This window comes from Halostagnicola kamekurae (genome assembly GCF_900116205.1).
In the GTDB taxonomy this organism is placed as follows: Archaea; Halobacteriota; Halobacteria; order Halobacteriales; family Natrialbaceae; genus Halostagnicola; species Halostagnicola kamekurae.
The window spans coordinates 232,469-259,226 of the sequence record NZ_FOZS01000001.1; the positions used below are offsets into that span (position 1 = coordinate 232,469).

At 63.1% G+C, this 26,758-nt stretch carries 25 protein-coding genes; 10 read left to right on the forward strand and 15 right to left on the reverse strand.

Translation table 11 applies throughout. The features are described 5' to 3' along the window. Positions 1-6: 6 nt before the first annotated feature. From BM348_RS01165 to BM348_RS01175, 3 genes are all read right to left on the reverse strand, one after another. Positions 7-717: a hypothetical protein gene (locus BM348_RS01165; protein ID WP_092900818.1), complete on the reverse strand. Its 711-nt coding sequence runs from the start codon at positions 715-717 to the stop codon at positions 7-9. Between the two features lie 54 nt (positions 718-771). Then, positions 772-1,962, reverse strand: coding sequence for an inorganic phosphate transporter (locus BM348_RS01170; protein ID WP_092900821.1), 1,191 nt, complete (start codon positions 1,960-1,962; stop codon positions 772-774). A gap of 128 nt (positions 1,963-2,090) precedes the next feature. Next, on the reverse strand, positions 2,091-2,813 hold the full coding sequence (locus tag BM348_RS01175; RefSeq protein ID WP_092900824.1) for a DUF5828 family protein: 723 nt from the start codon (positions 2,811-2,813) through the stop codon (positions 2,091-2,093). A 108-nt stretch (positions 2,814-2,921) separates the two neighbouring features. Here BM348_RS01175 and upp point away from each other — a divergent pair, with 108 nt between their 5' ends. Beyond that, on the forward strand, positions 2,922-3,599 hold the full coding sequence (gene upp, locus BM348_RS01180; RefSeq protein ID WP_050051496.1) for a uracil phosphoribosyltransferase: 678 nt from the start codon (positions 2,922-2,924) through the stop codon (positions 3,597-3,599). 79 nt (positions 3,600-3,678) lie between these two features. Here upp and BM348_RS01185 read toward each other — a convergent pair whose 3' ends face one another. The 4 genes from BM348_RS01185 to BM348_RS01200 form a co-directional block, all read right to left on the reverse strand. Then, positions 3,679-3,879 (reverse strand): YgaP family membrane protein, encoded by a 201-nt coding sequence (locus BM348_RS01185; RefSeq protein WP_092900828.1) that lies wholly within the window; start codon positions 3,877-3,879, stop codon positions 3,679-3,681. Positions 3,880-4,016: 137 nt separating this feature from the next. Beyond that, on the reverse strand, positions 4,017-6,110 hold the full coding sequence (locus BM348_RS01190) for a S9 family peptidase (protein WP_092900831.1): 2,094 nt from the start codon (positions 6,108-6,110) through the stop codon (positions 4,017-4,019). Positions 6,111-6,196: 86 nt separating this feature from the next. After that, positions 6,197-6,805, reverse strand: coding sequence for an IMPACT family protein (locus BM348_RS01195; protein WP_092900834.1), 609 nt, complete (start codon positions 6,803-6,805; stop codon positions 6,197-6,199). Between the two features lie 75 nt (positions 6,806-6,880). Further along, positions 6,881-7,384, reverse strand: a complete 504-nt coding sequence (locus BM348_RS01200; RefSeq protein ID WP_050051500.1) for an amino acid-binding protein — start codon at positions 7,382-7,384, stop codon at positions 6,881-6,883. Positions 7,385-7,520: 136 nt separating this feature from the next. Between BM348_RS01200 and BM348_RS01205 the strand changes: the two genes are divergently transcribed. Continuing rightward, on the forward strand, positions 7,521-8,324 hold the full coding sequence (locus BM348_RS01205; RefSeq protein ID WP_092900837.1) for a hypothetical protein: 804 nt from the start codon (positions 7,521-7,523) through the stop codon (positions 8,322-8,324). Between the two features lie 87 nt (positions 8,325-8,411). Here the strand turns inward: BM348_RS01205 and hisB are convergent, their stop codons facing one another. Next, entirely contained in the window at positions 8,412-9,008 is a 597-nt protein-coding gene (gene hisB, locus BM348_RS01210) for an imidazoleglycerol-phosphate dehydratase HisB (protein ID WP_092903526.1), read from the reverse strand. Positions 9,009-9,272: 264 nt separating this feature from the next. Here hisB and BM348_RS01215 point away from each other — a divergent pair, with 264 nt between their 5' ends. Next, positions 9,273-9,539 carry a hypothetical protein gene (locus BM348_RS01215; RefSeq protein ID WP_092900840.1) on the forward strand — a complete coding sequence of 89 codons (267 nt, stop codon included), beginning with the start codon at positions 9,273-9,275 and terminating at the stop codon, positions 9,537-9,539. Positions 9,540-9,780: 241 nt separating this feature from the next. Here BM348_RS01215 and hisA read toward each other — a convergent pair whose 3' ends face one another. Beyond that, the gene (gene hisA, locus BM348_RS01220; protein ID WP_092900844.1) at positions 9,781-10,512 is read right to left on the reverse strand and encodes a 1-(5-phosphoribosyl)-5-[(5-phosphoribosylamino)methylideneamino]imidazole-4-carboxamide isomerase; all 732 of its coding nucleotides are present in this window, start codon (positions 10,510-10,512) and stop codon (positions 9,781-9,783) included. A 160-nt stretch (positions 10,513-10,672) separates the two neighbouring features. Between hisA and BM348_RS01225 the strand changes: the two genes are divergently transcribed. The 3 genes from BM348_RS01225 to BM348_RS01235 all read left to right on the forward strand — a co-directional run bounded on the left by BM348_RS01225 (position 10,673) and on the right by BM348_RS01235 (position 14,620). Next, positions 10,673-11,854, forward strand: coding sequence for an inorganic phosphate transporter (locus BM348_RS01225; RefSeq protein ID WP_092900847.1), 1,182 nt, complete (start codon positions 10,673-10,675; stop codon positions 11,852-11,854). Between the two features lie 162 nt (positions 11,855-12,016). Next, positions 12,017-12,406: a ferredoxin Fer gene (gene fer, locus BM348_RS01230; RefSeq protein WP_092903528.1), complete on the forward strand. Its 390-nt coding sequence runs from the start codon at positions 12,017-12,019 to the stop codon at positions 12,404-12,406. A 267-nt stretch (positions 12,407-12,673) separates the two neighbouring features. Then, a complete protein-coding gene (locus BM348_RS01235; RefSeq protein ID WP_092900850.1) occupies positions 12,674-14,620 on the forward strand; it encodes an ATP-binding protein in 1,947 nt (648 codons plus the stop codon). 307 nt (positions 14,621-14,927) lie between these two features. Here BM348_RS01235 and BM348_RS01240 read toward each other — a convergent pair whose 3' ends face one another. The 3 genes from BM348_RS01240 to BM348_RS01250 are packed head-to-tail and all read right to left on the reverse strand — an operon-like array spanning position 14,928 to position 17,368. After that, positions 14,928-15,650, reverse strand: a complete 723-nt coding sequence (locus BM348_RS01240) for an ABC transporter ATP-binding protein (RefSeq protein ID WP_092900853.1) — start codon at positions 15,648-15,650, stop codon at positions 14,928-14,930. Then, entirely contained in the window at positions 15,647-16,423 is a 777-nt protein-coding gene (locus BM348_RS01245; protein WP_092900856.1) for an ABC transporter ATP-binding protein, read from the reverse strand. The genes BM348_RS01240 and BM348_RS01245 overlap by 4 nt, the downstream gene beginning before the upstream one ends. Before the next feature lie 12 nt (positions 16,424-16,435). Further along, positions 16,436-17,368, reverse strand: a complete 933-nt coding sequence (locus tag BM348_RS01250; protein ID WP_175507075.1) for a branched-chain amino acid ABC transporter permease — start codon at positions 17,366-17,368, stop codon at positions 16,436-16,438. A 217-nt stretch (positions 17,369-17,585) separates the two neighbouring features. On the opposite strand from BM348_RS01250, the gene BM348_RS01255 reads away from it, so the two are divergent. The 4 genes from BM348_RS01255 (at position 17,586) to BM348_RS01270 (ending at position 23,262) form a co-directional block, all read left to right on the forward strand. Further along, complete coding sequence (locus tag BM348_RS01255) at positions 17,586-18,863, forward strand: ABC transporter substrate-binding protein (RefSeq protein ID WP_175507076.1); 1,278 nt, start codon at positions 17,586-17,588, stop codon at positions 18,861-18,863. A 3-nt stretch (positions 18,864-18,866) separates the two neighbouring features. Continuing rightward, positions 18,867-19,724: a branched-chain amino acid ABC transporter permease gene (locus BM348_RS01260; RefSeq protein ID WP_092900865.1), complete on the forward strand. Its 858-nt coding sequence runs from the start codon at positions 18,867-18,869 to the stop codon at positions 19,722-19,724. 186 nt (positions 19,725-19,910) lie between these two features. Continuing rightward, a complete protein-coding gene (locus tag BM348_RS01265) occupies positions 19,911-21,242 on the forward strand; it encodes a methyl-accepting chemotaxis protein (RefSeq protein WP_092900868.1) in 1,332 nt (443 codons plus the stop codon). Positions 21,243-21,423: 181 nt separating this feature from the next. Beyond that, entirely contained in the window at positions 21,424-23,262 is a 1,839-nt protein-coding gene (locus BM348_RS01270; RefSeq protein ID WP_092900872.1) for a CocE/NonD family hydrolase, read from the forward strand. A 141-nt stretch (positions 23,263-23,403) separates the two neighbouring features. Here the strand turns inward: BM348_RS01270 and BM348_RS01275 are convergent, their stop codons facing one another. The 3 genes from BM348_RS01275 to BM348_RS01285 are packed head-to-tail and all read right to left on the reverse strand — an operon-like array spanning position 23,404 to position 26,758. Further along, complete coding sequence (locus BM348_RS01275; RefSeq protein WP_092900875.1) at positions 23,404-25,032, reverse strand: long-chain fatty acid--CoA ligase; 1,629 nt, start codon at positions 25,030-25,032, stop codon at positions 23,404-23,406. Continuing rightward, positions 25,029-25,571, reverse strand: a complete 543-nt coding sequence (locus tag BM348_RS01280) for a Zn-ribbon domain-containing OB-fold protein (protein WP_092900878.1) — start codon at positions 25,569-25,571, stop codon at positions 25,029-25,031. The genes BM348_RS01275 and BM348_RS01280 overlap by 4 nt, the downstream gene beginning before the upstream one ends. Then, on the reverse strand, positions 25,568-26,758 hold the full coding sequence (locus tag BM348_RS01285; protein WP_092900881.1) for a thiolase C-terminal domain-containing protein: 1,191 nt from the start codon (positions 26,756-26,758) through the stop codon (positions 25,568-25,570). Before BM348_RS01285 ends, BM348_RS01280 begins: the two co-directional genes overlap by 4 nt.

Here is a 26,758-nt window from a genome sequence, read left to right on the forward strand (position 1 = left end):
AACGGCTCAGTTCGACTCGGAAAGCAGTCCCCGCACGTCGGTCGCGATCCCGGGCGGAACGACGATCGTTCGCGGGCCTTTGACGTACTGCCCGTCGGGTTGGGCGTACGTGAGATTCAGTATCGCGACGTTTCTGACGCGGTAGATCGACACGTCCTCGATCACGTCCAGATCGATCACTCGGTCGGGGTCGTGGAGGTAGATCGCCCGGTCGTCGTAATCGAGCGTGCCGACGGATCGGAGAAACGACGAGAGCGCGAGCGCGACGAGCGCGAGCGGAATCGTCAGCGCCGCCAGAAGCGTAAACGGCCCCGCGCCGAGCGCCAGGAGTTCGTTCGTCGAGACGTAGCGCCCAACCGCCATCAGGACGACGATCGTCCCCGCCATCGCGAGCATGCCGAGTGCGGCGTCGAGCGCTCGATCCAGGCTCGTTCCGGTCGGTGCCGTGACCGGGAGTCGGTCGGTGAGTCGCTCGAGTCGGCGCTCGGTGTTAGAGCCGAACGCGACGACGAGGATCGCGAGGATTAACGCGGCGAACGCGGCGATGATAACGAACTCGGCCCCGAACTGGCGGGCCATGTCGTACAGCCGCCAGAAGACGATGATGAGGATGGCGGCGAAGAACGTCCCGGCCCCGAGCGACCACAGGATGCGCACGGTCGGCGAGGTCGCGGCGTCCTGTCGCCACTGAACCGGATTGGAATCGTCCACTGCCATACTGGAGTTCACCGCTGTTCGTGTAAATGCCGTTCGGTCTCGTCGCTGGGTCCCTCACAGGAAAAGCGAGTCGATGAGCCAGTATCCGCTAAAGGAGACGACGATCGACCCGGCCAGCGAGAAGACCCACGCGAGCACCGTGTATCCCATTTTACTGGCGCTGACGCCGCCGCCGGCCGTCGATGCGGCGTAGCCGCTTCCGATGATGGCGCTCACGATGATCTCGTTGAACGAGACGGGAATGCCGAACAAGACGGCAACCTGCGCGATCGCGAACGAGGGAATCAACGCGGCGATCGACCGCCGTGGGCCGAGCGAGGAGTAGTCTTGCGATATCGCTTTGATCATCCTCGGCGCGCCGGTCCACGAGCCGACCAGCAGTCCGACGCCGCCGCCGAGTAACAACGCGATCAACGGGATCTCGAAGTCGCTCGAGATCGGGACCAGCGGCCCGATGGCGAGGCCGACCTGGCTCCCGCCCGCGGAGAACGCGACGAGTCCGCCCAGAACGAGCAGGAAGTGGCGTTCGCCCCGTTCGGTCCCCTTCGCGAGGTCTGCACCGACGACGACACCCCAGAGGAGCGCGATCACGAGCGTCACGAGCGCGACGGAGGGCGTCGACCCGAGCGGGATCCACCCGCCGATCGTCTGTGCGATCGATTGCCCCTCGCCCGGCGGGCCGAGAATCGCGAACTCGATGTTCGCGACCACCGCGCCGACGATCGCGCCGAGCCCCAGTATCAGTCGCTCCTCGCGAATCGGTTCGTCGCGTAACAATCGTGCGATCGTGTACGCGATGCCGCCGCCGGCGAACGGCGTCAGTATCCAGAGCGTGGCGATCTCCGTGTACTTCGCCCACGCCGGATCGCCCGCCATCGCCAGTCCGACGCCGATCACCGCCCCCGTCGAGGTAAACGCCGTCGCGATCGGATAACCGGCGAAGACGCCGATGGCGACGAGCGTGGCGGCGACGCTGAGCGACACCACGGCGGCGATCGGAGTCAACGTCACGCCGTTTATCAACTCGCTTCCGACGGCTCGAGAAACGTTCGCACCCTGTAAGAGCGCGCCGGCGAAGCCGAGCAGTCCGACGAAAAACCCCGCCCGCATCACCGAAATGGCGTTCGCGCCGACGGCCGGCGCGAACGGAGTCGAGCCGCTCGAGCCTGCGCCGATCGACCAAGCCATAAACAGCGCCGCGAGTGCGGCCACGAGAAACGTCCCGATCGTCGCAATATCGACCATCTCTGGTAGGGGGATACTAGCGGATGCTACAAGTGTGTGCCGGCCTGTCCGCGACAGCTCCCGCTCGAGGTCGCCGGCCGAGCCACCCGATTACAGCTGAGCCCCCCGATCGCGGCCGTGCTCCCCGATCAGTTCGTCGTAAATCCGGAGTTGTCTTCGGGTTCCGGCGGCGGTTCGACCCCCTCGGCGGCCTCGGCGGTTTCTGTGTCTTTCTCGGTGACGACGTGCCACCGATCGACCTCGTCTTCGTAGTCCGCGAGCGATTCGGAGACGTCGTCTTTGAGCGCGTCGTCGTTGACGTTGATCTCGAAGACGAACGATTCGCCGTTCTCGGCGCTGCGAGTCGACTGCTGGATGTTCGCGCTGACGAGTTCGTTGTCGAAGTAGTACGGCGCGAGCTGGGTCATCACGTTCTGGTAGACGGTGTCCTCGACCCGCCGAAGCGCCTTTCGACTCGCCGAATCCGCAGCCCGCGCGACGTAGTCGATCGACTCCTTCCAGTTGTCGACGGCGGCTTCGGCGTCGTCTTCCTCTAACTGTTCATACGACTCCGAGAGCTTCTCGCCGGCCGTTTTGATGTCTTCGTCCGGGCCTTTTCCGGCTTTCTCGCCTTTGCCTTCCTCGACGCTCGCCTGCTCTGCGGTCTTCTCGCTTACGTCCCGCTCGAGCGTTTCGTGGGCTTTCGGCCGCCACTCCTCCCACTCCTCGAACGCTCGAGCGAATCGCGCTCCGGCGTCGTGGTCGGGATCGTGGACGCCAGCGTCTCTCAGTGCGCGTGTGACCCGCTCGCCGTGTTCGACGACGGTCGCCCAATCACCGCGGACTTTGAAACCCGAGATGCTTTCTTCCATTCGGTTGGGCGAGTGGTATGGCGCGGAGCGGTATAAACCTCTCCGCCGGGCCCCCGCTCTTCGAACCGGATCGATACCATGAACTATCCCGCCGAGCGCTGTACTACTATGCCGATCGACAAGCGGGACAACGCCTACGTCGTCACCCACGCACTGGCGAAAGACACGCTCTCACGGCTTCGAGACGTCGAGACCGAACAGGTCGGGTTCCGGAAGGGCCTGGTCAAGTTGGGCCGCATCTGCGGCTACGAGATCATCGACGGCCGCATGGAGACCGAGTACGCCGAGATCGAGACGCCCCTCGAGCCGACGATGGGCGAGCGGGTCAAAGGCCTCGACAACGTCGTCATCATCAACGTGCTGCGCGCGGCCACGCCGTTCGTCGAAGGACTGTTGAAAGCGTTCCCGCGCGCGAGACAGGGCGTCATCAGCGCGAGCCGAGACGAGGAGGCGGGCAGGGGCGAAGACGGCTCGTTCCCGATCACCATCGACTACGTGAAACTTCCCGAGATCCACGAGGAAGACACCGTCATCGTCGCCGATCCGATGCTCGCGACGGGAAGTACGATGTGTGCCGTGTTAGATCACGTCGTCGAGAACTCCGTCGATCCCGAGCACCTCATCGTTCTCTCCGCGGTTTCCGCGCCGGACGGATTGCTTCGCGTCGACGAGGAGTTCGATCAGGTCGACCTGCTCACCGTCTCGATCGACGACCGACTCGACGACGACGGCTTCATCGTCCCCGGACTGGGCGACGCGGGCGACCGCGCGTTCCGAACGACCTGATCCTCGCCTCGGTTTCGGAGGCCGACTACTGTCGCCCGGCGGATCTCGAGCGCCGCGGGGGCCAGTTGCGGTCTGGATATCACGCTTCGTCGCAGGTATCGATCCCCAGCAGCGCGTTTACCGGACACCGCCCGATGATCGCCGTCGCGAAGATGTCGCTCCCGGCGATAAACGCGAGCGCGCCGATCGTTCGCTCCCGATTCCGATAGCCGTAGTAGAGCAGGGCGAGTCCGCCCGTGAAGCGAACGAGTCGATCCGCGCCGCCGACGTTTCGATCCATGGGCGACCGTACGATCCGCCGGTTCTTAGTAGTCACCGCGAGGGCCCTTCGTTCGGCTCCGAACGACCCTCCCGTTTCGCCTCGAGCCCCCATCCCTGCACGCGGTCGTCCCACCCGAAGCTGCAGTCGAAGCGCACCTACGAATTCGGCTCTTCGCTCTCGCTAGTGCCGCTTTCGGACTCGTCTCGTTCCCCGCCGCTCAGTCCCTCGTCGCGGCCGCGCTCGAGCGCTGGCGGGGCCTCGCGGTGGCTCGAGTAGCCGTCGAACCAGCGGACGATTCGCTCGAGGCGGTCGACGACGTGCGCCGGTTCCCCGCTGCGAGAGAGTTCGTGTCCCTCTCGCGGATACCGCACGAGGCGGGTATCGACGCCGTGTTTTTTCAGCCCGAGGTAAAACAGCTCCGCCGTGTTCGCGGGCGTCCGGTAGTCCCGATCGGCGTGCACCACGAGCGTCGGCGTCTCGACGTCCGCGACGCGGGCGACAGGCGAGCGTTTCCAGAGGAGTTCCGGTTCGTCCCACGGCGTCGTGCCGAAGTCGCCCTCGATCAGCTTGAATGCGTCCGTCGAACCGTAGAAGCCAGTCAGATCGTAGACGCCGCGCTGGGACACCGCCGCCCGAAAGCGGTCCGTCCGGGTGACCGCCCAGGCGGTCATGAACCCGCCGAAGCTACCGCCGGTCACGTACGCCTCGCTCTCGTCGACGTACTCGCGCTCACAGACGTCATCGACGCCGGCGAGCACGTCGGAAAGCGTTACGTCGCCCCAGTTCCGTTCGATCGCCGTCATGTGCTCCTCGCCGTACCCGGTCGACCCTCGCGGATTACACCAGAAGACGACGTAGCCCGCTGCGGCGAGCGCCTGGAACTCGTACCACATCGTCCCCGCGGGGGTCCACTGGAGGTGCGGCCCGCCGTGTATTTCGACGACGAGCGGGTACGTCTCGTCCTCGTCGAACGCCGGCGGCGTGAGCACCCACCCCTGGATCGCTCCCGCGTCGCCGTCGATCCACACCTCCTCGGGCTGGGAAACCGCGCGGTCGGTGAGGTACGCGTCGTTGACTCGCGTCAGTCGCGTCGCCTCGTTGCCGCCTCGAGTCGTCGCGAAGACGTCGCCGGGGTGGTCCCACTCGCTCTGAACGAAGGCGATCGCGTCCGGGCCGACCGAGAAGTCCTCGACGGTGACGCCCTCGCCGTAGACCGGCGTCGGCGGTTCGCTCGCGTCGCCGGGCACCGAGTAACAGACGACCGAGCCCTCGTCGGGTGCGGTGAAGTACAGCAATTCGCCGTCCGGCCCCCACTCGACGTGGCCGTCGTGTGCGAGGTCGCGATCGAGCGGTTCAGTCGGCGTCGTCTCCGTTCCCGTCTCCCGATCGTGGACCCGGATCTGGGTCTGGGCCAGCGTCAGCCGGTCTTCCGGAGCGAAGGGGTAGGCGACCCGCCCGTCCGTGCTCGCCCACAGCGAGTCGACCCACCCCGACGTCTCCGCGAACGCCTCGACCGATCCCGACTCGAGGTCGCGTTCGAGCAGGTCGAACATCACCGAGTCATCCGGCGAGCGGTCGCCCTCAACCGCTTTCCGCGCGTAGTAGACCGTCTCGCTGTCGCCCCACGTCGGCCCGACGTGGTCCGCGTCGCCGTCCGTGAGTCGCTCGATGGCGGACGCCCGATCGTCCTCGGTCTCGAGCGCCCGCTCTACGTCGAGGACGTAGACGTGCGCCCGTTTCCCGTCGAGGTACTCCGTGCCGGCGCGATAGACCATCCGGTCGATCACGCGGGGGTCGGGCGCTTCCGGTTCGAAGCCGGGCTCGGCCGCCAGATCGCGTCCCTCCTCGCGGTCGAGCGCCGTCACGGTCTGGGTGAACAGGATCTTCGTCCCGTCGGGGCTCCACTCGAGGCCGGACACGCCGCCGCCGACGCCCGTCACCTGTTTCGCTTCGCCGCCGTCCGCGGGAAGGACCCACAGCTGCGGGCGGTCGTCGTCGGCACCTCGCGTGCTGACGAACGCGAGGAACTCGCCGTCGGGGCTCCATCGGGGCTCGCTGTCGACGCCTTCGGCGATCGTGAACCGCTTCGGGTCGGCCCCGCCGAGCGAGACGACGTGAATCGTCGCTTCGTAGCGCTCTTCGTCCGTCGGTCGCTTCTCGACGTAGGCGACGCGCTCGCTATCGGGCGATATGTGGGGGTTCTCGACCTGTGCGAGGTCGTAGTAATCGTCGGCGGCAACCGTCTTCATGGCCCATGCCATCGCCGCGCGCGAATTAGCAGTTTCGGTCCGAAATACGAAGGGAGCCCAAAATACGAACGGCTACCGACTGCTGGTCACTCGAGGTCCGCCCGATCGCTCGTCGCGCTCCGAAGCCGGTTCTCGAATGCCTCGCGCTCGGCGACGGGCACGCGAACGTCGAACGTGACCGCGGCCTCGTAGGTCGCGTCGAACTCGTAGCCCTCGCTCTCTATAATCCCCCTGACGGTCCCCGAATCGTCGTACTCGACGGTGATTTCGACCCGCTCGTGGGGCCGTTCTTCGACGACGCCCGCCGCCTCGAGGGCGTCTTTGACCGCCCGCGAGTAGGCCCGGACGAGGCCGCCGACGCCGAGGTTCGTCCCGCCGTAGTACCGCGTCACGACGACCGCGCAGTTCTCTACGTCCTCCTGCTCGAGAACGTTCAGTGCCGGTTTTCCCGCCGACCCCGAGGGTTCGCCGTCGTCGCTCGAGTACTCCCGCAGAAAGTTCCCCGACGCGTCCGCTCGCACCCGATAGGCGGGCACGTTGTGGGTCGCGTCGGCGTACTCGCGCTCGACCGTCTCGACGAACGCCTCGGCAGCGTCGACGGACTCGACGGGTCGGACGTGACCGAGGAACTCCGATCCCTGAACGACGAACTCGACGGTGGCGGGCTCGGCGACGGTGCGGTAGGTGTCGGTCACTGGTGGATGTGGCAGGTCTCGGCCATCGGTGGAGCGGTCGGTGTCGGCCTGCGATTGGGTCCGGTCACGGTTTCGTTACTGGAGTTCGATCTTGCGGACGAACGTGATCTCGCGCAGGTCCGTAAAGAGGTCGCCCGGAAGCTCCTCGTCGGTGACCAGGTACAGGCGCGGGTCGTCGGTGAACTCGGGATCTTCGCTGATCGTCTGGCGGATCGAGATGTCGTGATCCGCGAGCAGACCCGTGATCGTCGCGACGATGCCCTTCTCGTCGGCGTCGTCGACTTCGATCGTGAGGACGGTCAGATCGAGCACGGGCGCGAGGTCCATCAGACTCGGGACCTGCGAGATGTTCTGGAAGATACGACGCAGTTCCGGATCCTCGAGGATCGCGTCGGTCGTCGAGTCGACGACCCGCCGATCGACGTCGATCTCGCGGGCGATACCCGTGTTCGGGATCTCGATCCCGCCGGAGACGACCCGGCCCTCGTCGTTGACGGAGAACCCGCGCTCGAGCAGGAGTCGGATAACCGCCTGCTGGCTCGGCGACCCCTCGAACTTCTCCATGATCTCGTCGAACATTCGTTCGCGAGTGTAGGCGGGCCGGGGTATAATGTCCGGTGGTCGCCCGCTGTGGACACCCGCTCTCGTCTCGAATCCGGTTCGTCGATTCCACGTCTGACGGACGTTTTTGAGGGCGTAGCCGAAACCCCTCCCCATGCGCGCACTCAGTCACTGTGATTTCTGCGGGGCCGACGCCGCCGGGACCTTCGAACTGCTGCCACCCGAACTCGAGCCGACCGAGGACGAACAGCGCCGCGTCGTCCTCTGTCAGGCGTGTTCTGCGCAACTGGAGGAACTCCTCAAGCCGCTGCTCGCTCGCGCTGGCAGCGATCGGGTCGACGACCCGGTCAACACCGAATCCGACGCTGAGACCGAGTCGGCTTCGCCGGTCGAGACGGACGACGATTCTCGCTCCGCCGACGCGACTGACCTCGAGACGGCGGACGGAGAGGAATCGAACGCCGACACGGCTGGTCGACCCGCCGTGATCGACGTGAGCGGGGCCAAAACGGAACCAAACGATAACGAGACCGGTGCGGATGCTGATTCGACCGATCGTGGAATTACGCTCGAGCGCACCGCCGACGAGGACTCCGCCGCAGAGAGTTCGACTGCAGACTCCCCGGCGGCGAACGAGGACGATACCGACCCGAGTACGGACGAAGGCGATGCTGACTCGAGTACCGAAGAGGATCAAGATGTCGACAGCACCGTCGGCGATGCCGGGTCCGCGAACGCCGGCGGTTCGGCCGACGATTCGGGTACCAGTCCGCCGAGAGGATACGGGAAAGTTATTCGCCTCCTTCGGAACCGGGAGTTCCCCATGGCTCGCAGCGACGTCGAAACGCTCGCCGCGGGGGCGTACGATCTCGAGTCCCACACTGTCGAGGAGATCGTCGAGTACGCGCTCGAGGACGGCGAATTCGAGCAAGAAGGCGAGCAACTCGTCCGTTCGTGATACACCTGTCACGAGCGGTCGTCGGTAGGTGCGCCCTTCGATCGCTTCGGTGATCAGTGCCCTCTTCTGACCGTCACGCTTTCCGTCTCACTCCGAGAGCGTTCCCTTGGTGCTCGGCGCACCCTCTCGGCGCTCGTCGAACCGCGTCGCGTCGTCGAGCGCTCGAGCGAGCGCCTTGAACAGCGCCTCGACCTCGTGGTGGGCGTTCTCGCCGGTCTCGACCGACAGGTGAAGCGTCAGTCCGGCGTTCATCGCGAGCGATTCTCCGAAGTGTCGGGCCATGTCGCTCGTGAACTCGCCGATCTCGTCCTGCGAGAAGGCTCCATCGAAGTAAAACCGCGGCCGACTGCTCACGTCGACGATCGCCGACGCGACGGCTTCGTCCAGCGGAACCCGGCGATCGGCGTACCGAACGATGCCCGTTCGATCGCCGAGCGCGTCCGACAGCGCCGTCCCGAGGACGATCGCGACGTCCTCGACCGTGTGGTGGTCGTCGATCTCGAGGTCGCCGTCGCACTCGACCGCGAGGTCGAACAGGCCGTGTTTGGCAAGCGCCGTCAGCATGTGATCGAAGAATCCGATTCCGGTTTCGACGTCGGCCGTGCCGCTTCCGTCGACCGCGAGTGTACACTCGATCGTCGTCTCGCCCGTCTCGCGGGTGACGGTCGCCGTTCGATCGCTCATGGGAGAACGAGGGGGCCGCCGGTACAAGGCGATTGCGCTCGTAGCGCCGACTCGATCGACGCTCGCCGAGCCGTCGATTCGATTCTGGCAGAACGTCAAAAACCTCTCAAAACACTCGGTAAAATGTCTAAAGGTTTCTGAGGCCGTAACGAAACATCGGTTGGTATCGCCTACGCGCGTAAAACGGACCGAAATTAGACCAACCTTCTCCCTCTTATATGTTGTCGACGATGATAGTCAGGAATAGCCGAGGTGAACACCCCAATGTCCAACTCTTCCCCGCTCCCCAACGAATCGATCTCCACGTCGTCCCCCGAGAGAGACGCCGATACCTACCGCCGCCTGCTCCGGACGATCAAACAACCCGCACAGTTCCTCTCGTTCTGGATCGCGATAGCATTGCCGTTCGTCCACGTTCCGCTGCTTGCTCAGGGGCTGAACGACCCGACGGTGACGATGACGTTTCTCACGCTCTTGGCGATCAACGTCCTCGCTCTCTATTTCGGTCACGGCTACAACGAGTCGTCCTGATCCCGGCCGAACGGCGTTCCCCCTCCATCGCCGTAAGCTCTCCAACCGCCGTCGAAACGCCCTCCAACCGCTGTCTCGGTGCTCTCAACCCGCCGTCACCGCCGCTCCGAGCTCCACATCAGTCGTCGGCCCGCTCGGTCACTTCGTGACCTCGCGGCTCAAAAAAGTGAGAACCGCCTGCCCTTCCCCGGATCGCGGGCGTCTCGCAGTTGCTCGACGCCCGCTCTCGGCCACAGCCCGCTCACTCGTCGATGGCGGCCTGTGCCTCCTCGAGCGAAAACTTCCCCTCGTAGAGCGCGCTTCCGACGACGACGGCCGCTGCGCCGGCCGCTTCGAGCGCTCGCACGTCCTCGAGCGTGGCGACCCCGCCGCTGGCGACGATCGGTACGTCGGTGGCGTCGACGAGCTCTCGGACGGGTTCGGTCGCGACGCCCTCGAGCTGCCCCTCAACGTCGACGTTCGTAAAGAGGATTCCGGCGGCTCCGAGGTCCTCGTAGCGCGCTGCGGCCTCGACCGGCGTCATGCCGGCCCCTTCCGTCCAGCCCTCGACGACGACTTCGCCGTCTTTCGCGTCGAGGCTCACGATCACCGAGTTCGGCCGGCGCTCGCTGATTTCGGCGACGATCTCCGGATTCTCGACGGCGGCGGTGCCGAGGATAACTCGGTCGACGCCGCGCTCGAGCAGATCGATCGCGTCGCCCGCGGTTCGAATGCCGCCGCCGAGTTGCGTCGGAACGTCGACGGCGTCGACGACGGCGTCGATCGCGTCCGCGTTCGCTCGTTCCCCCTCGAAGGCCCCGTCGAGGTCGACGAGGTGGAGCGTCTCCGCGCCGGCGTCGATCCACCGACGGGCGGCGTCCACGGGGTTGCCGTAGCGCGTTTCGGTACCCCGTTCGCCCTGGACGAGCTGGACGACTTCTCCGTCCTGTACGTCGACCGCGGGGATCACTTCGAACGTCGGAAACTGGCTCATACCCGAACGCGCGGTGGCTGTCGGGATAATCCCGTTGGTCCGGGTCGGGGATCGATGAGCCGAATCGCCGAACGATCCGGCACCCGCTTCTCGATCCGGACCGATCAGCGCTGGATAAAAATACGCGTCCTTTTAGGTTTCGCAGGTCTACGTAGTAGACGTGACAGAAGTACTGTTATTCGTCGGGATCCTCGTTGCAATCTTCGTCGGATACAATATCGGCGGTGCGACGACCGGGCCGGCGTTCGGCCCCGCTGTTGGCGCAAATATCATCTCGAAGGGAATCGCCGCGGCGCTGATGTCCGTCTTCTTTGCGATCGGCGCGCTTACCATCGGACGGCAAGTCGTCGACACGCTCGGAAACGAACTGGTGACCAGCACCGAGATTTTCACGCTCGAGGCGAACGTCGCCGTGCTCTTTTTCATCGGCGGCGCGCTCTTTATCGGCAACTACGCCGGCGTTCCCGCCTCCACCTCGATGACGGCGGTGGGCGCGATCGCCGCACTCGGATTCGCGACGGGCGAACTCAACGTGGCCGTCCTCGGGGAAATCGCGATCTGGTGGATCGTCGCCCCCATCATCGGCTTCTGGATCGGCGGTGTGGTCGGTCGATACTTCTACACCCGGATCAACGAGTGGGTGGCGATCGAAGAAAACACCACGGGGTCGCCGTTGCTCAGCATCGACACCTCGGGGCACGTCCCCCGTCTCGGCACCGTCGCCGGCGTCTCGAGACGGGAGTGGACCGGCTCGCTGCTCGTCGTCGTCATCGGGTGTCTCATGGGATTCAGTTCGGGAACGAGCAACATCGCCAACGCCGTCGCGCCCCTCGTGGGAAGCGGCGAACTCGCGGAAGATCCCGCGCTCATCATCGGCTCGATCGCGGTCGCGATCGGCGCGTTTACGATCGCCCGACGAACCCTCGATACGCTCGGCAACGACATCACGAATCTGCCGCTCACCGCGGCGGTCGTCGTCGCCGTGATAAGTTCGACGATCGTCGTTGGTCTCTCCTGGATCGGCATCCCCGCGAGCTTCGTCGTCATCGCGACCATGGCTATCGTCGGGCTCGGCTGGGGTCGCGCGACCAGAACGACGCGCCTCTCGGACGCCGCTCGAGGCGAGGAGACGGCGGTCTCGGTCGGCGCGCTCACGGCCGACGAGGAGGGCGAGCCGTCCCCGGAAATCGGCGAGGAGAAGGTTAGCGACATCCCGAAAGCGTCCGACCTCTTCGATCCGACGACGACCGCGCGCGTAATCCTCATGCAAAACGTCGTCCCGCTCATCTCGACGGTCGGTGCCTTCCTCACGTTCCGTTACGTTCCGCTCTTCGGATTCTAGGCGTGTGCGGCGTTTTTATCCATATTTTTCATTCTATCTCGAATGCCGTTCGAAAACGAAACGCCCGACGAGCTCTTTCTCGATATATTCTCAATCCTACGTGAAAGACAATTTAGGACCGAACAGCAAGCTATACCAATGCGGGACTCGAACCTGCGGTTGATGCCCACGGTAGAATACCTCAACTACGAAGTGTTAGACGACCAGGGATGGGAGATGGACGACGACGACCTCTTCGAGAACGCGGCCGACGCCGGTCTCGACGAGGAGGACTACGGCACCCTCGATGTCGCCGAAGGCGAGTACATCCTCGAGGCCGCCGAAGCTCAGGGCTACGACTGGCCGTTTTCCTGCCGAGCAGGTGCCTGCGCGAACTGTGCAGCCATCATCACCGAAGGCGAGATCGATATGGACATGCAACAGATCCTCTCCGACGAGGAAGTCGAAGAGAAGAACGTCCGTCTGACCTGTATCGGTTCCGCCGAGACCGACGAGGTCAAAATCGTCTACAACGCCAAACACCTCGACTACCTGCAGAACCGCGTCATTTAACGACGCATCGCACGCGCCAGTGGAACGTTCGGGATCGGCTCCGATCCCGCTTCTTTACTACGACAATCGTCGATTCCTGTGAGCGTTCGCTCTGGAACCGCTCGACCACTCAACTATCCGGCCGGTCGTCGATCGACCTGCTCGGAAGCGGACTGATATAATTCACCTCACGAATATGGGATTATTTGCGCACTCATAACACAAAGATTGATAATTCTGCCTATTCGTGACAAGACTTTACCGTAACCGTCCAGTACTCTGCCCAAAATGGGTTCCTCATCTGTGACTGGTACGGAACTCGAGACACGAGTTCACCAGCAGGACGTTCTCTCGAGGATCGGCTCGCGCGCCATCGAAACCGACGATCCGGACCGCTTGCTCGAGCATGCGACAGACGCCATTCGTGCGTCACTGAACGCAGAGCACTGTCACGCCCTCGAGTTCCACTCGGATACCGGGCAGTTGCGCTCCCGCGTCGAGACTGGACCGGGACCCACGCTGGCCGATCCGACGACGCTCTCGACGACGCCCGATTCCTACGTCGGCTATACGCTGTGTGCTTCCGAACCGGTCCTCGTCTCCGAGTTCGAACTCGAGGAGCGCTTTTCTGCCCCTGCAAGTTTCGTCGACCGTGACATCGAGAGCGCGCTCGCCGTTCGAATCAGTTCGGGCTCCGAACCGTGGGGCGTTCTGGGCGCCTACGCGACCGAGCCGCGAGCCTTCACCGATCGCGACGCCCGCTTCCTCGAGAACGTCGCGCGTCTCCTCGAGTCGGCGCTCGCGGACGGGGAATCGAAGTCGAAACGTGGTGGAGTATTGACGGACAAGCGAATCCTCGAGACGTGCCCGGTCGGAATCACGGCGATCGACGCAGACGGGCGGATCGTGTTCGCAAACGAGTACGCCGCGGACGCCCTCGGTGGTCCCGCGAGTGACCTTCCGGGATGCGTTGACGAGGAATCGTGGCGGTTCGCGGGCCCGGACGGGGGCGCCGTTTCGGTGAGCGAACTCCCCTACACGCGCGTGAAACGAACCGGCGAACCCGTCACCGACGAACTGCTCGGCATCACGAACGACGACGGGAACCGAGTCTGGCTGTCGGTCGACTGTCTGCCCGTGTCCGACGACGACTCGTTCGAGGGCGCTATCTGTGCGCTCACGGACGTCACCGACCGCAAGCAACTCGAAGGGAAACTCGAGGAGATCCTCGGTCGGATCGACGACGCGTTCTGTGCGTTCGATGAGGACCTTCGGTACACGCTCGTCAACGACCGCGCGGAGGAGCTCCTCGACCACTCCGAAGACGAACTGCTCGGCAACACGCTCTGGGAGATGTTTCCCGAGGCGAACGACGATCTGGACGTCCGCGAGAGCTTCGAAACCGCCATCGAAACCAACGAACCGACGAGTTACCAGCACTACCACGAACCGTTGGGGAACTGGATCGAGGGGAACATCTACCCCTCGGACAGCGGCGTTTCGGTGTACTTCCGTGACATTACTGAGCGCAAGGAGTACCAGCAGCGACTCGAGCGCTCGAACGAGCACTTAGAGCAGTTCGCCTACGCCGCCTCCCACGACCTGCAGGAACCGCTTCGGATGGTCACGAGTTATCTGAACCTGATCGACCGGCGGTACGGGGACGAACTCGCGGACGACGCACAGGAGTTCCTCGCGTTCGCCGTCGACGGTGCCGAGCGAATGCGCGAGATGATCGACGGCCTCCTCGAGTACTCGCGAGTCGAGACGCGCGGCGACTCGTTCGACCTCGTCGATCTGAACGACGTCTTCGCCGACGCCCGGCAGGATCTGATGGTCCAGATCGAAGAGACCGACGCGGCGATCTCCGTGGGTTCGCTTCCCGTCATCGAGGGGGACGGCAACCAGTTGCGACAGGTGTTTCAGAACCTCCTGAGCAACGCGCTCGAGTACTCGGGCGAGTCGCCGCCCCGCATCGACGTCTCGGCGACGCGGGACGGAGACGAGTGGCGACTTCGCGTTCGAGACAACGGGATCGGAATCGAGTCGACGAACGAAGACAGAATCTTTCAGGTGTTTCAACGGGTACACGACACTGAAGGCGAAAGCGGCAGCGGTATCGGCCTCGCTCTCTGCAAGCGCATCGTCGAGCGCCACGGCGGGTGGATCGACGTCGATTCGGAACCCGGTGCCGGGTCGGTGTTCACCGTGGCGTTCCCCGTCGCGAACCGCTAGTCCACACTCGCTCTTCGAACGCCGACGGATGGCTTCATCTGAGAGTATATGATTGTAGATATGAGTGTGGTATACTAACCCTGTCTATAGTATATCAAATATGGTTGGATTAGGAAACAATCATAAACTTGTTATTTACACACCGATTCAACTCAGACTACAATATGTGTTCGTGGCGAGAAATGGATTATATGTGAAATCATGGCTCGTATACGGATTATAGTCTTAAAAAGAACTCCAATTAAATATATTGGTGATATTGGGAAAGCCATCAGTCAATTATATGATAAAAATGTGAAACTGTTAATTATCCGCCGATATACGTCTCGACGAACTTATCGGACTCGAGACTATCCGGCGTCCCCGAGCGTCTGACAGATCCGTTCTCGAGCAGGTAGAGCCGGTCGGCGTGTTCGAGCGCGAACGTGATGTTCTGCTCGCAGATGAGGATCTCGACGGATAGCTCTTGAATGGATTCGAGGGCCTCGCTTATGTCCTGTAGGATGACCGGCGCGAGCCCGATCGACGGCTCGTCGAGAATGAGAAACTCGGGGTCGCTCATCAGTCCGCGGCCGAGCGAGAGCATCTGCATCTCGCCGCCGCTCAGCGATTGGGTTTCCTGGGTCCGTCGCTCCTCGAGTCGCGGGAAGAGATCGAACACCTCCTCAAGCCGTCGTTCCTCGCCCTCGCCGTTCAGGTACGACCCGAGACGCAGGTTCTGCTCGACGCTCATGTAGTCGAACAGGTCTCGACGCTCGGTGCAGTAAAACAACCCGTCCGCGATCAGGTTCGACGTCGAGGAGTCGGCGACCTCCGTCCCGTTGTATCGGATCGATCCGTCGTAGTCGTGGAACCCGCCAATCGTATCGACCAGCGTCGACTTGCCGGCCCCGTTCGGGCCGATCACCGCGACGGTCTCGCCGCTTTTGACGTCGACGTTCACGTCCTCGAGCGCCTGTACTTTCCCGTACGAGACCGAGAGATTCTCGACCGAGAGAACGGTGTCGATCTCCTGTTTCGTCGTGCTCATAGTTCCCCTCCGAGGTAGGCTTCCTGTACCGTCGGATCGTTTCGAATCTCCTCGGGAGATCCTTCGGCGATCTTTTCGCCGAAGGAAATGACGACGACCCTGTCGACGAGATCGAGGAGTCCGTGCATGTTGTGGTCGATGACGATCAGCGTCATTCCGTCTTCGCGAAGCGACCGAAACAGCGCCGCTGTCCGCTCGACCTCCTCGGGCGTGAGCCCGGCGAACGGTTCGTCGACCAGCAGGAGGTCCGGCTCGGTCCCGATCGCCCGTCCGACCTCGAGTCGGAGCAATCCGGCGTGGGGAAGTTCGTCTGGCGTCTGGTGCATGTGTTCGCTCAGCCCGACCTGCTGGCAGATCTCTCTGGCCCGGTCCTCGACGGTAGTGCGGAACTCGTCGAACGAAAACAGCTCGTTCGGAACCATCGACAGCGAAACGTTCTCGAGGACGCTCCGGTCCTCGAGCGGTCGGAACGTCTGGTAGGTTCGTGCCAGTCCCTTCTCGACGAGCGCGTACTGCGGTACCCCCGTCACGTCTTCGTCTCGATAATAGATCGCCCCGTCGGTCGGCGGAAAGGCCCCCGACACGCAGTTGAACGTCGTCGACTTGCCGGCACCGTTCGGGCCGATAAAGCCCAGGATCTCTTCCTCGCGGACCGAAAACGACAGATCGTCGACCGCGACGACGCCGCCGAAGCGCTTGGTCACGTTCTCGAGGCGGAGGACCTCGTCCGTGCGTGCTGTGCCATCGATCGATTGCGTAGCGTGTGAACTCATTGGTGGTTCCTCTCAGGTAGTTGGGTTCGCGCGTCGATCTCGCAACTCGAGGATCTTGCGGCTCAGCGCTCCCAGCCCCGGAATGAGTCCTTTCGGCAGGAAGAACAGGACGAGCAACGCGAGCGTGAAGAAAATCACCATCGAGACGTGACTGAACGTCGTTTGCAGGAAGTCGCGAACGAAGTAGTAGGCGATCCCGACCGCTGCGGGGCCGGTGATCGTCCCCATCCCGCCGAGGATGCTGATCAACACGACTTCGATGCTAACGACGACAAACAGGAGGTTGCTTGGTGATGGGTTACCCGCCAAGTGAACGAACGCCGCTCCGGCGAGTCCGCCCACCGCACCGCTCATCGTGAACGCGAACACTTTGAACTTGGCTGGGTTGATGCCCGAAGCCAATACTGCGTCCTCGTCCTCTCTGATCGCGGTAAAGATATCGCCGACGTACGAGCGAGTGAACACATAAAACAGCGCAAAAATTCCCAGGAAGAACATGAGAGTGACATAGTAGTCCACGAACACTTCCTGATCGAATGGCGTTCTGAACCCGATAGTCGTCAGGATCGATGCGACCGTATCGCCGACGGGAACCAGTCTCTCGGGGTTTCTGAGTCCCGCTTCGCCGCCGAGATATCCCGGGAAGATATTGGCTATCTGAACCAATATGAGCGGAATAATGAGCGTGATGAGCGCGAGGTACGGTCCTCGAAGCCGAAGCGCCGGAAACCCCACGACGACCCCGAGAAGGCCCGCGACGACCGTCCCCACCATGATTGCGCCGATCGGTGTGATTCCGAGATGGAGATTTACGAGCGCTGCGGTGTACCCCCCCGCCGCGAAGAACATACTGTGGCCGAAACTCAACTGCCCGGTATACCCTGAGACGTAGTCCCAGCTCATCGCGAACATGCCGAGAAACAGTGCCCCTGTGAGTTGATCCACCGTGAGAACGCCGGTTAGAAACGGTGCAAACAGCAACCCTCCCAGACAGACGATACCCACTATGTGCCGTGGTTCGAGATCTAAACGTGTCATGTCATCACTTACCCTCTCGTTAGAGAAGTCTCAACATGGTACTTATATCTTGTTATCGGTTCGGTATCGACGATCAGGTGTGTTACCAACACACTTATTTAGGATGGTGCGCATCTCAGCAATTATGCGTGATAACGCAACCCAGGGTATCGACAGACGGCAGTTTGTCGGAATGATCGGTGCAGGAGCGACCGTCGGCGTCGCCGGCTGTCTCGGTGGGACAGACAGTCGCGGCGGCGGAAGTGGCGTCCAGATCGGGCTTCTCGCGTTCGAACCGGGAAGCGCCCCGCAAGGAACTGCACAGGAACAGGCGGCTCAAATGGCGGTCGACGAACTCAACGACGACGGCGGGTTGCTCGGCGAGGATATCGAACTTCACGTCGCTAACACGCAGGGTGACACGACGACCGCCGAGGACCGCTATCTCGAGTTCGTCGTCGAGGACGGCGTCGATATGACGACGGGCGTGTTCCAGACCGAGATAATGATCAATCTCATGGATAACGTCGCCCAGCACGAGGTCGTCCACATCAGCGGTGGAAACACGTCGCCGGAGATCTCGCGGTTCCTCGCCGAGGACTACGATCAGTACAAGTACCACTTCCGCCCCTACGGAAACGCGGAAATCTGGGTGGAGTCGGTCGCCGAGTTCGCCGGCTACATGCACGAAGCGGAGGATTGGGACACGATCGGCGTGCTCAACGAGGAGTTCGAGTGGACCCAGCCGTTCTCCGACGATCTCCCCGGACTGCTCGAGGAACAGGGTATCGACGTTCCGTACAACGAGCGCTACCCCGGCAACACCGACAACTTCACGCCGCTTTTCGACAGCCTCGAGTCCGAAGGCGTCGACGCGGTCTTGATGAGTATGGCTCACACCGCCGGCCCCGCACAGATTCAGTGGCGCGACGAGGAACGGGACTTCGCCATCGCGGGCCTGATCTCGCAGATCAACGATCCGGGCGCACACGAAGCGTTCGACGGCGCGACCGAGTTCGCGATGAGTAACACGCCCGGCGTCCACAAGGCGGAACTCTCCGATCAGACGACGACGTTCGCGCAGAACTACTACGACGAGTACGGGGTCTACCCGAACGACGCCTTCTCCTACGCCACCTACGACGGCATCAAGATGTGGGCCGAAGTCGTCGCACAGGAGGAGACGACCGACTCCGAGACGATCGTTCCGGCACTCGCCTCACATACCTACAAGGGAACGCGCGGAACGATCGAGTTCAACGGCGAAGACAGCGAGTTCCCCCACGACGCGAAGTTCGGCGAGGACCGCCTTCGCCGGGTAAACTTCCAGTGGCAGGTCAACGACGACGGAAACGGTGTGCAGGAAGTCATTTACCCAGAAGACCTGGCGACGTCGGACTACCAGGAACCAGCGTGGTTCTGACGCATGGTCGACATCGTCGGTATCGCAGCGAACACGCTCATCCTCGGTTCGCTGTACGCGCTCATCGCGATCGGGTTCACGCTGGTGTTCGGCGTCGCGGGACAGGCGAACCTCGCCCACGGCGGAACCATTACGATCGGTGCGTTCACCGCCTGGTACGTCGCCGGCATGGGCTACGGCGTCTGGATCGGTCTGCTTGCGGCCGCCGTCACCGGTGCGCTCTTTCACGTCATCCTGCATAGTTTGCTGGTCAAACACACGGAGGACCCGGTCAACGTCCTAATCATCACGCTGCTGTCCTGGCTGGTCATCGAGTACTCCTTCCGGGCGGCGGTCGGCACCAATCCGCGATCGGTCCCGTCAATGCTCGACGGCGCCACGTCCATCGGGGGCGTCTCCTTTCTCTACAACAACCTGCTGATCTTCGCCGTCTCGTGGCTGTTCATCATCGGCCTGTTCGTCTTCATCAACCACACGAAGCACGGACAGGCCATCATCGCGACGGGGATGAACGAGAAAGGGGCGGCGCTGGTCGGTATCGACACCGACAGGATCACGCTCCTGGTCTGGGCGCTTGCGGGTGTCTTCGCGGGCTCGGCCGGCGTTCTCTACGGCACCTTCCGCGCCGCCTCCTACGACATGGGAATGACGCCGCTGACGCTCGCGTTCGCGATCGTCATCCTCGGCGGTATCGGCTCGATTCGGGGAAGCCTCATCGCCGCGTACGTCATCGGCTTTCTCGAGGTGTTCACTACGTCCGCCATCTCGCCGCGGCTGAGCGGCATGACGGCGCTGATTCTGATCATCCTCGTGTTGCTCTACAAGCCGACCGGCTTCTACGGCCGGGAACTGCCGACCTGACGCGGCTCTTTTCGTTTCGATCGCGCCCTTCGACACGCGAGCGCACGCAGCAACGTTCTCGACTCGATCCCGCGGACGCCGAGTTGCGAGTCCGGCCGCCCCGTTTTCGGCGACTCGTTCGCCGGACCTTCGTTTCGTCCGCCCGGCCAGTAGTTATATTTCCACCCTCTGTGAACAAGTTCGCGAATGACTGGCAGACGTCTCTTGCTCCCAGACCGCCTCGAGTCGCCCGACGGCGCGGGCGAAGAATCGATCGAAGCCGTGCGAGCGGAACGTGATTTCTGGCGATCGCTCTTCGAAGGGCTGGTCGAGGAGTTTCCGGAACCGATTCTCGTCGTCAACGACGACGGTGCGATCACCCACTGGAACGACGAGAGCGCGGAGTTAACCGGCGTTTCCGACGGCGACGCGCTCGGCGAACAGGCGCTGGACGTGATCGGCACCGAGGGCGTCGAGGAGACGCTGGCCGAAGAGATCGCCAGAACGGGCGAAGCGATTCAGGAGTCGGAGATCCGATCCGGCGGCCCGCCGGACGATCAGTGGCACATCCGCACGGCCGGCGTTCCGCTTCGAACGCCCGAGGGCGAGTCGATCGGTGCCTTCGAGTACATCACGATCGTGACGGAACTGGTCGAACAGCGCGACGAACTCGAGGAGGTACAGACGGCGATCAGCGACATCGTCGACGGCGCGGTCGACGAACTGCTGGCCGCCGCGGAGACGAACGCGGAGACGACCGACGAGGTCGACGAACTGGCCGCGGCGCAGGTCGAGAACCTCGCGGAGGTGCGAAACGAGATGGAGTCGCTGTCGGCGACCGTCGAGGAGATCTCCGCCAGCGCCGAGGAGGTCAGCAGCCAGAGTCAGACTGCCGCCGAACTCGCCGACGAATCGAAGGACGCGACCGCCGATATCGTCTCGATCATCGACGACGTCCGCGACGCGACCGACACGCTTTCTGCGACGACCCAGAACCTAGAACAGCGGATGCAAGAGATCGACAAAGTCGTCGACGTGATCGACCAGATCGCCGACGAGACCAATCTGCTGGCGGTCAACGCTAACATCCAGGCCGCGCAGGTCGACTCCGGCGCGGCGGGCTTCGCCGTCGTCGCCGACGAGGTCAAAGCGCTCGCCGACCAGTCGAAAGGCGAGGTCGGAACGATCGAGGAGATCGTCGACGACGTTACCCAGAACACCACGGAAACCATCGACAACGTCGAGACGACGATCGAGCGCGTCGACGACGCCATCGAGCGAGCCAGAGCCGTCGACGAAAAACAATCGGAGATCAAATCCGCCGTGGGCGAGGCAACGACCGGGATCGAACAGATCGCCGACGCCACCGACGACCAGGCCGCCACCGCACAGGAGGTCACGACGATGCTCGGCAACTCCCTCGAGCAGATCGAAGCCGTCGCCGCCGAAATCGAGACGCTCGCGGAAACGAACGACCAGCAGGCCGCGAAGGTCCGCGAAGTCAGAGACGAGGTCGCGGAACTCGAGTCGGAACTGTAGCCGTCCCTTTTCGGGCTACTACACGAAAGTCGTCTTGGGCGCCTGAGACGATTCACCACGGCCGTCTGGCTTGATAATCTCGATCGTTTAGAGACATTCCCGAGCGGGACACATCCGTTAGCTGATTGTGTTGGTCGCGTAAGATATCTTTATGTATGTTACCATATAACTCGATACTTGAATGCATTTAGACAGCCACACGCGTCTGCGTCGACGCCGATTACTGCTGTTGCTCGGTGCCGGAGCGACGACGGGAATCGCCGGATGCTTCGAATCCGAGGAGACGTCCGAGGGCCCGGTAGACGGACGGACCGAATCGAACGTCATGATCGAGATGCGCGACGGCGTGGAACTCGCGACGGATATCTATCGACCGGCGGCCGACGGCGAGTATCCGGCCCTGCTGATGCGAACGCCCTACAACAAAGCCGAGGAAAGTATCCCTGCCGGGACCGACATCGCAGTCGAGAACGGGTATGCCGTCGTTTTACAGGACGTCCGTGGCCGATTCGATTCGGACGGGACGTTCGATCCGTTCGTCTTCGAAGCCGAAGACGGATACGATACGATCGAGTGGATCGCCGACCGATCGTGGAGCGACGGACAGGTCGGCATGCTGGGCAGTTCCTACGTCGGAATGACGACCTGGCAGGCGGCGTTGGCCGACCCGCCGGCCCTCGAGGCGATCGCTCCGATGATCACACCCAGCGATTACTACGAACACATCAAGTATCCCAGCGGCGCGTTCGAACTCGCCAGTGCGTTCGGGTGGACGATGCAGGTCATCTCTCAGGGAATGGAGGGCGGCCAACTCGAGGACGCCGATCCGGAAGCGATCGAGACGTTCACCGAGGAGGTCGCCGCGAATCCGATGGAGTACATGCGATACCGTCCCCTCGAGGAGATACCCAGCTTCGACGAACTCGCACCGTACTGGCACGACTGGCACCAGCACTCGACGTACGACGAGTTCTGGGCGGAACTCGACGTCACGAAGGGGATCGACGGCGTCGATCTCCCGGTCTTACACGCCGGCGGCTGGTACGATATCTTCTTGACCGGCCATACCGAGGTGTATCGCTCGATTCAGGACGACGGTAGCGAACGGATGCGCGAAAACCACCACATGATAATCGGCCCGTGGGACCACCTGACATTCGGAACGTCGGAGACGACCGTTGGAGACCGCGACTTCGGCGACCAGAGCGCGTCAACGATGGTGTCCGAACGGATTCTCCCCTGGTTCGACCACCACCTCAAGGGCGAAGAGACCGGGGCCACGAGGTACCCCGATGTCGAATACTTCCAGATGGGAGACGACGAGTGGCGCGAAGACACTCGGTGGCCGCCGGATCACGAGCCGACGACGTATTTCTTGACGAGCGACGACGGAGCGAACTCGAGACACGGCGACGGAAAACTGACCGAGTCGTCCGTAAAGTCCGGTTCAACCGTCGATAGTTACGAGTACGATCCCACAGATCCGGTTCCCTCTGTCGGCGGTCCAGTATTGAACCCAGCGGTCGTTCCGCCGGGGGTCAGGGATCAATCTACTGTCGAGGAACGCGCGGACGTGCTCGTCTACACGTCCGAAGCACTGCCGGAGCCGGTTTCTGTCGCCGGGCAACCGTCGGTCGCGCTTTTCGCCTCGAGTTCCGCACCGGACACCGACTTCACGGCGAAACTCGTCGACGTCGAGCCCGACGGATACGCCGCGAACATCACCGAAGGCGTCGTCCGCGCTCGCTACCGCGAGTCGCTTGAGGACCCGTCGTTCATGACGCCGGGAACCGTCTACGAGTTCGACCTCGACCTCTGGCCGACCGCACACACGTTCGCTCAGGGCCATCGCATCCGATTGGAACTGAGTAGCAGCAACTTTCCGCGGTTCGACCGCAATCCGAACGCAGAAATCGACGAGATTTCGAAAGCGACCGAAGACGACGTACAGTCTGCGACACAGCAGGTACTCCACGACGAGGACCGACGTTCTCGGCTGACGCTTCCAGTCGTCGATTGATCTCGGGCGCGCCGAGGGCGATTCGAACGCCGGCTGACGACGCGCTCGAGGTCGTCACCGAACTTCGAGTCGAGAAACTGCGTATGAAGAACGAATCGAGTCCGCCGTTCCGAATCTACCGAACCGAGTCGATCCGATCCGTTACTCCTCGAGTGGCAGTCCGTCGTACTCCTCGTCGAAGTCCTCGCGCAGGACCTTCTTGTTGAACTTCCCGGTCGTCGTCTTCGGGATCTCCTCGACGAAGACGATCTTATCGGGCATCCACCACTTCGGATAGCGCTCGCGGAGGTGCGCTCGGAGTTCGTCGCCGCTCACGTCATCTGCGGACGCGACGACGTAGGCGACCGGTCGTTCGTCCCACTTCTCGTGTTCGACGCTGATGACCGTCGCCTCCTCGACCGCGTCGTGGGCCATCAGTTCGTTCTCGAGTTCGATCGAGGAGATCCACTCGCCGCCGCTCTTGATGATGTCGTCGAGTCGGTCGACGACCTCTATGTAGCCGTACTCGTCGATGGTGCCGACGTCGCCGCTCTTGAACCAGCCGTCGTCGGTGAACGACTCGGCCGTGGCCTCCGGTCGGTTGTAGTACTCGTCGATGAGCCAGGGCGCGCGGGCCTGGATCTCGCCGGAGGATTCCCCGTCGTGGGGGACCTCCTCGCCGTTCTGGTCGCGCAGGCGGATCTGCACGCCTGGAGCGGGCAGTCCTGGTTTCATCTGCTGTTGATACTGGCCGCTCTCGTCTAATTCCTCCTTGACCTCGGTGGTGGTCATGGTGTTCACGAGGTTCGGCGCGGCCTCGGTCATCCCGTAGCCCTGGTAGATCGGCGCGCCGATCTCCTTGTCGAACTTCTCCATGAGCCACTCTGGGGGCGAACTGCCGCCGGTCAGGACCCGATCTAAGCTCTCGAGTTCGATGTCCTCGCGCTCGTCGTAGAAGCTGGCCATCTCGCGCCAGACCGTCGGGACGGCGGCGGTGATTGTGACGCCCTCCCGATCGATCAGTTCGGCGATCTGCTCGGAGTCGGTCTTCGGCCCCGGCAACACGAGTTTCGAGCCACACAGCGTCGCGGTGTAGGGCAGGCCCCAGCCGTTGACGTGGTACATCGGCACGACGGGCATGACGGCGTCGTTCTCGCTGATTTTGAAGACGTCGATGTGGCTGTGGGTCAGCGTGTGCAGGTAGATGTTCCGATGGGTGTAGGCGACGCCCTTCGGGAGTCCGGTCGTCCCGGAGGTGTAGCAGATGCCCGCCTCCCGTTCCTCGTCGATCTCCGGCCACTCGTAGTCGGTCTCGTGACCGTCGAGGAGCTCCTCGTAGGACTGGATCGGCTCGAGGTCTGTCTCGGGCACCTCGTCGTCGAGGACGACGTAGTGCTCGACGGTCTCGAACTGATCCGCGACGTTCTCGACGGTCTCGACGAACGCTGGATCGACGAAGACGACCTCGTCTTCGGCCTCGTTGACGATCTCGACGATGTGCTCGTCGGGGAGCATGTGGTTCGTCATGTGGATGCTCCGGCCGCTACAGGACAACCCGAAGTAGAGCTCGTAGTGGCGGTGGTGGTTGATCGCCATCACCGACGCCCGGCTGCCCATCTCGAGGCCGAGTTCGTCGAGCGCGTTCGCGAGCTGAGCCATTCGATCCGCCGCCTCGTTGTACGTGTAGCGATGGGTCGTTCCGTCTTCTTCCTCCGAGACGATCTCCTTGTGGCCGAACTGGGAGACCGCCCGATCGAGCATGACCTGCAGCGTGAGTTCGTAGTCTTTCATTGTGCGTCACCTCGTGGGACGAACCGATAAAAGACCCGTTCTGACGCACTCCCTCCCTCGACGTCGACGATCTTCAGCGAGACCGGATCGCCGATCTCGAGGTCGTCGTATCGAGCGCCGTCGATTCGCGCCGAGAGCTTGATCTCGCCCAAATCGACGATGGCGACGACGAACGGCGACGTGTCGTGATAGCCAAGCGGCGTCCCGCCGCGGGACTCGCTGAACGCGAACAGTTCGCCCTCGTGAGGCAGGTCGACGTACTCGAGGTCGTCGCCCGTACACTCCGGACAGACGATTCGCGGCGGGAAGTGTATCTCGCCACAGTCGCGACAGCGGGTCGTCGTGAGCCTGCCGTCGTCGAGGTTGTCGTAGAACTCGGCGATCTGCGTGTGCTCTGGCGTCTGTCGCTCGTAGAAATCGAGCAGATCGGGAAGCTCGATCTCCGTGGGGATCGATACGGTCTCTCTGGGGACCGATCCGCTCGCGTCGCTCGAGCCGGACGGATCGGTCGAATCGGTGGTGTCTTGCTGGTCTGTCATTGTGGATCACGCCCCAGCGTCATGACGCTGTGAACTGACGCGCTGCCGCTCAAGTTGTGGATGAGCCCGGTCGTGGCGTCTTCGACTTGCCGGTCGCTCGAGACGGTGCCCTGGAACTGCTGGGTGATCTCGAGGGCCTGGGAGACGCCCGTCGCCCCGAGCGGGTGGCCACAGCCGAGCAGGCCGCCGCGCGTGTTGACCGCCACGTCCCCGTCGATGTGGCTCCGGCCGTCCTCGATGAACTGGCCGCCCTCGCCGCGCTCGCAGAAGCCGAGTTCCTCGTACTCGATGATCTCGCTGATCGAGAAGCAGTCGTGGACCTCGGCGACGTCGATCTCCTCGAGCGGGTCCTCGATCCCCGCCTGCTCGTAAGCGTTCTGGGAGGCCTCGCGGGCCTGCGGCCACCCGTCGTAGGACGGCAGGTTGTTGATCGAGTTACCCGCCATCGAGGACTGACCGCTGCCGGTGATCCAGGCGGGCGTATCGGTGACTTCGCGGGCTTTCTCCTCGCTCATCACGATCACGCCCGAGGCGCCGTCCGTGATGCCGCTGCAGTCATAGAGGTGCAGCGGCGGTGCGATCTCCGGGGATTCTTCGACGTCCTCGGGATCGATCTCGCGCTGGAACTGCGCGAAGTCCGTCTTCGCGGCGTTCGACTTGTTCTTGGCCGCGACTTGCGAGAGCTGTTCTCGAGTCGTGCCGTGCTCGTGCATGTGTCGCTGGGCGTACCAGGCGAAAAACGGCGGCGCGGAGAGCCCGTTGACGCCGTCGAACTCCCGGTCGAGCACGTTCGACATCGAGGCCTGCATCTCGGGCATCTGTTCTTTCCCGAGGTTCATCTTCTCGACGCCGAGGACGAGCGCGGTGTCGAGTTGCCCGGCCGCGATGGCGAGCCACGCGTAGCGAAGCGCGGCCTGGCCACTTGCACAGGCCAGTTCCGTTCGCGCGATCATCTCCGTCACGTCGATGCCGAGCAGTTCGGCGACCAGCGGCGCGACGTGCGATTGGAACGCGAACCGCTCGGGCTGAACCGCGCCGACGAACAGCCCCTCGATGTCTTCGGGACCGACATCGGGAACCGCGTCGAAGGTCGCCTTCCCGCCCTCTTGGGCGAGGTCCTTCCAGCTCGCGTCGCGGTCGCCCCAGTCCGAGGTGCCGCCGCCGACGATTGCGACGTTGCGGGTCAT

Excerpts from the sequence above, each read along its gene's own strand:
- BM348_RS01165 (WP_092900818.1), bottom strand. The coding sequence starts at position 717 with ATGGCAGTGGACGATTCCAATCCGGTTCAGTGGCGACAGGACGCCGCG.
- BM348_RS01170 (WP_092900821.1), bottom strand. The coding sequence starts at position 1,962 with ATGGTCGATATTGCGACGATCGGGACGTTTCTCGTGGCCGCACTCGCG.
- BM348_RS01175 (WP_092900824.1), bottom strand. The coding sequence starts at position 2,813 with ATGGAAGAAAGCATCTCGGGTTTCAAAGTCCGCGGTGATTGGGCGACC.
- upp (WP_050051496.1), top strand. The coding sequence starts at position 2,922 with ATGCCGATCGACAAGCGGGACAACGCCTACGTCGTCACCCACGCACTG.
- BM348_RS01185 (WP_092900828.1), bottom strand. The coding sequence starts at position 3,879 with ATGGATCGAAACGTCGGCGGCGCGGATCGACTCGTTCGCTTCACGGGC.
- BM348_RS01190 (WP_092900831.1), bottom strand. The coding sequence starts at position 6,110 with ATGAAGACGGTTGCCGCCGACGATTACTACGACCTCGCACAGGTCGAG.
- BM348_RS01200 (WP_050051500.1), bottom strand. The coding sequence starts at position 7,384 with ATGTTCGACGAGATCATGGAGAAGTTCGAGGGGTCGCCGAGCCAGCAG.
- BM348_RS01205 (WP_092900837.1), top strand. The coding sequence starts at position 7,521 with ATGCGCGCACTCAGTCACTGTGATTTCTGCGGGGCCGACGCCGCCGGG.
- hisB (WP_092903526.1), bottom strand. The coding sequence starts at position 9,008 with ATGAGCGATCGAACGGCGACCGTCACCCGCGAGACGGGCGAGACGACG.
- BM348_RS01215 (WP_092900840.1), top strand. The coding sequence starts at position 9,273 with ATGTCCAACTCTTCCCCGCTCCCCAACGAATCGATCTCCACGTCGTCC.
- hisA (WP_092900844.1), bottom strand. The coding sequence starts at position 10,512 with ATGAGCCAGTTTCCGACGTTCGAAGTGATCCCCGCGGTCGACGTACAG.
- fer (WP_092903528.1), top strand. The coding sequence starts at position 12,017 with ATGCCCACGGTAGAATACCTCAACTACGAAGTGTTAGACGACCAGGGA.
- BM348_RS01235 (WP_092900850.1), top strand. The coding sequence starts at position 12,674 with ATGGGTTCCTCATCTGTGACTGGTACGGAACTCGAGACACGAGTTCAC.
- BM348_RS01240 (WP_092900853.1), bottom strand. The coding sequence starts at position 15,650 with ATGAGCACGACGAAACAGGAGATCGACACCGTTCTCTCGGTCGAGAAT.
- BM348_RS01245 (WP_092900856.1), bottom strand. The coding sequence starts at position 16,423 with ATGAGTTCACACGCTACGCAATCGATCGATGGCACAGCACGCACGGAC.
- BM348_RS01255 (WP_175507076.1), top strand. The coding sequence starts at position 17,586 with ATGCGTGATAACGCAACCCAGGGTATCGACAGACGGCAGTTTGTCGGA.
- BM348_RS01260 (WP_092900865.1), top strand. The coding sequence starts at position 18,867 with ATGGTCGACATCGTCGGTATCGCAGCGAACACGCTCATCCTCGGTTCG.
- BM348_RS01265 (WP_092900868.1), top strand. The coding sequence starts at position 19,911 with ATGACTGGCAGACGTCTCTTGCTCCCAGACCGCCTCGAGTCGCCCGAC.
- BM348_RS01270 (WP_092900872.1), top strand. The coding sequence starts at position 21,424 with ATGCATTTAGACAGCCACACGCGTCTGCGTCGACGCCGATTACTGCTG.
- BM348_RS01275 (WP_092900875.1), bottom strand. The coding sequence starts at position 25,032 with ATGAAAGACTACGAACTCACGCTGCAGGTCATGCTCGATCGGGCGGTC.
- BM348_RS01280 (WP_092900878.1), bottom strand. The coding sequence starts at position 25,571 with ATGACAGACCAGCAAGACACCACCGATTCGACCGATCCGTCCGGCTCG.
- BM348_RS01285 (WP_092900881.1), bottom strand. The coding sequence starts at position 26,758 with ATGACCCGCAACGTCGCAATCGTCGGCGGCGGCACCTCGGACTGGGGC.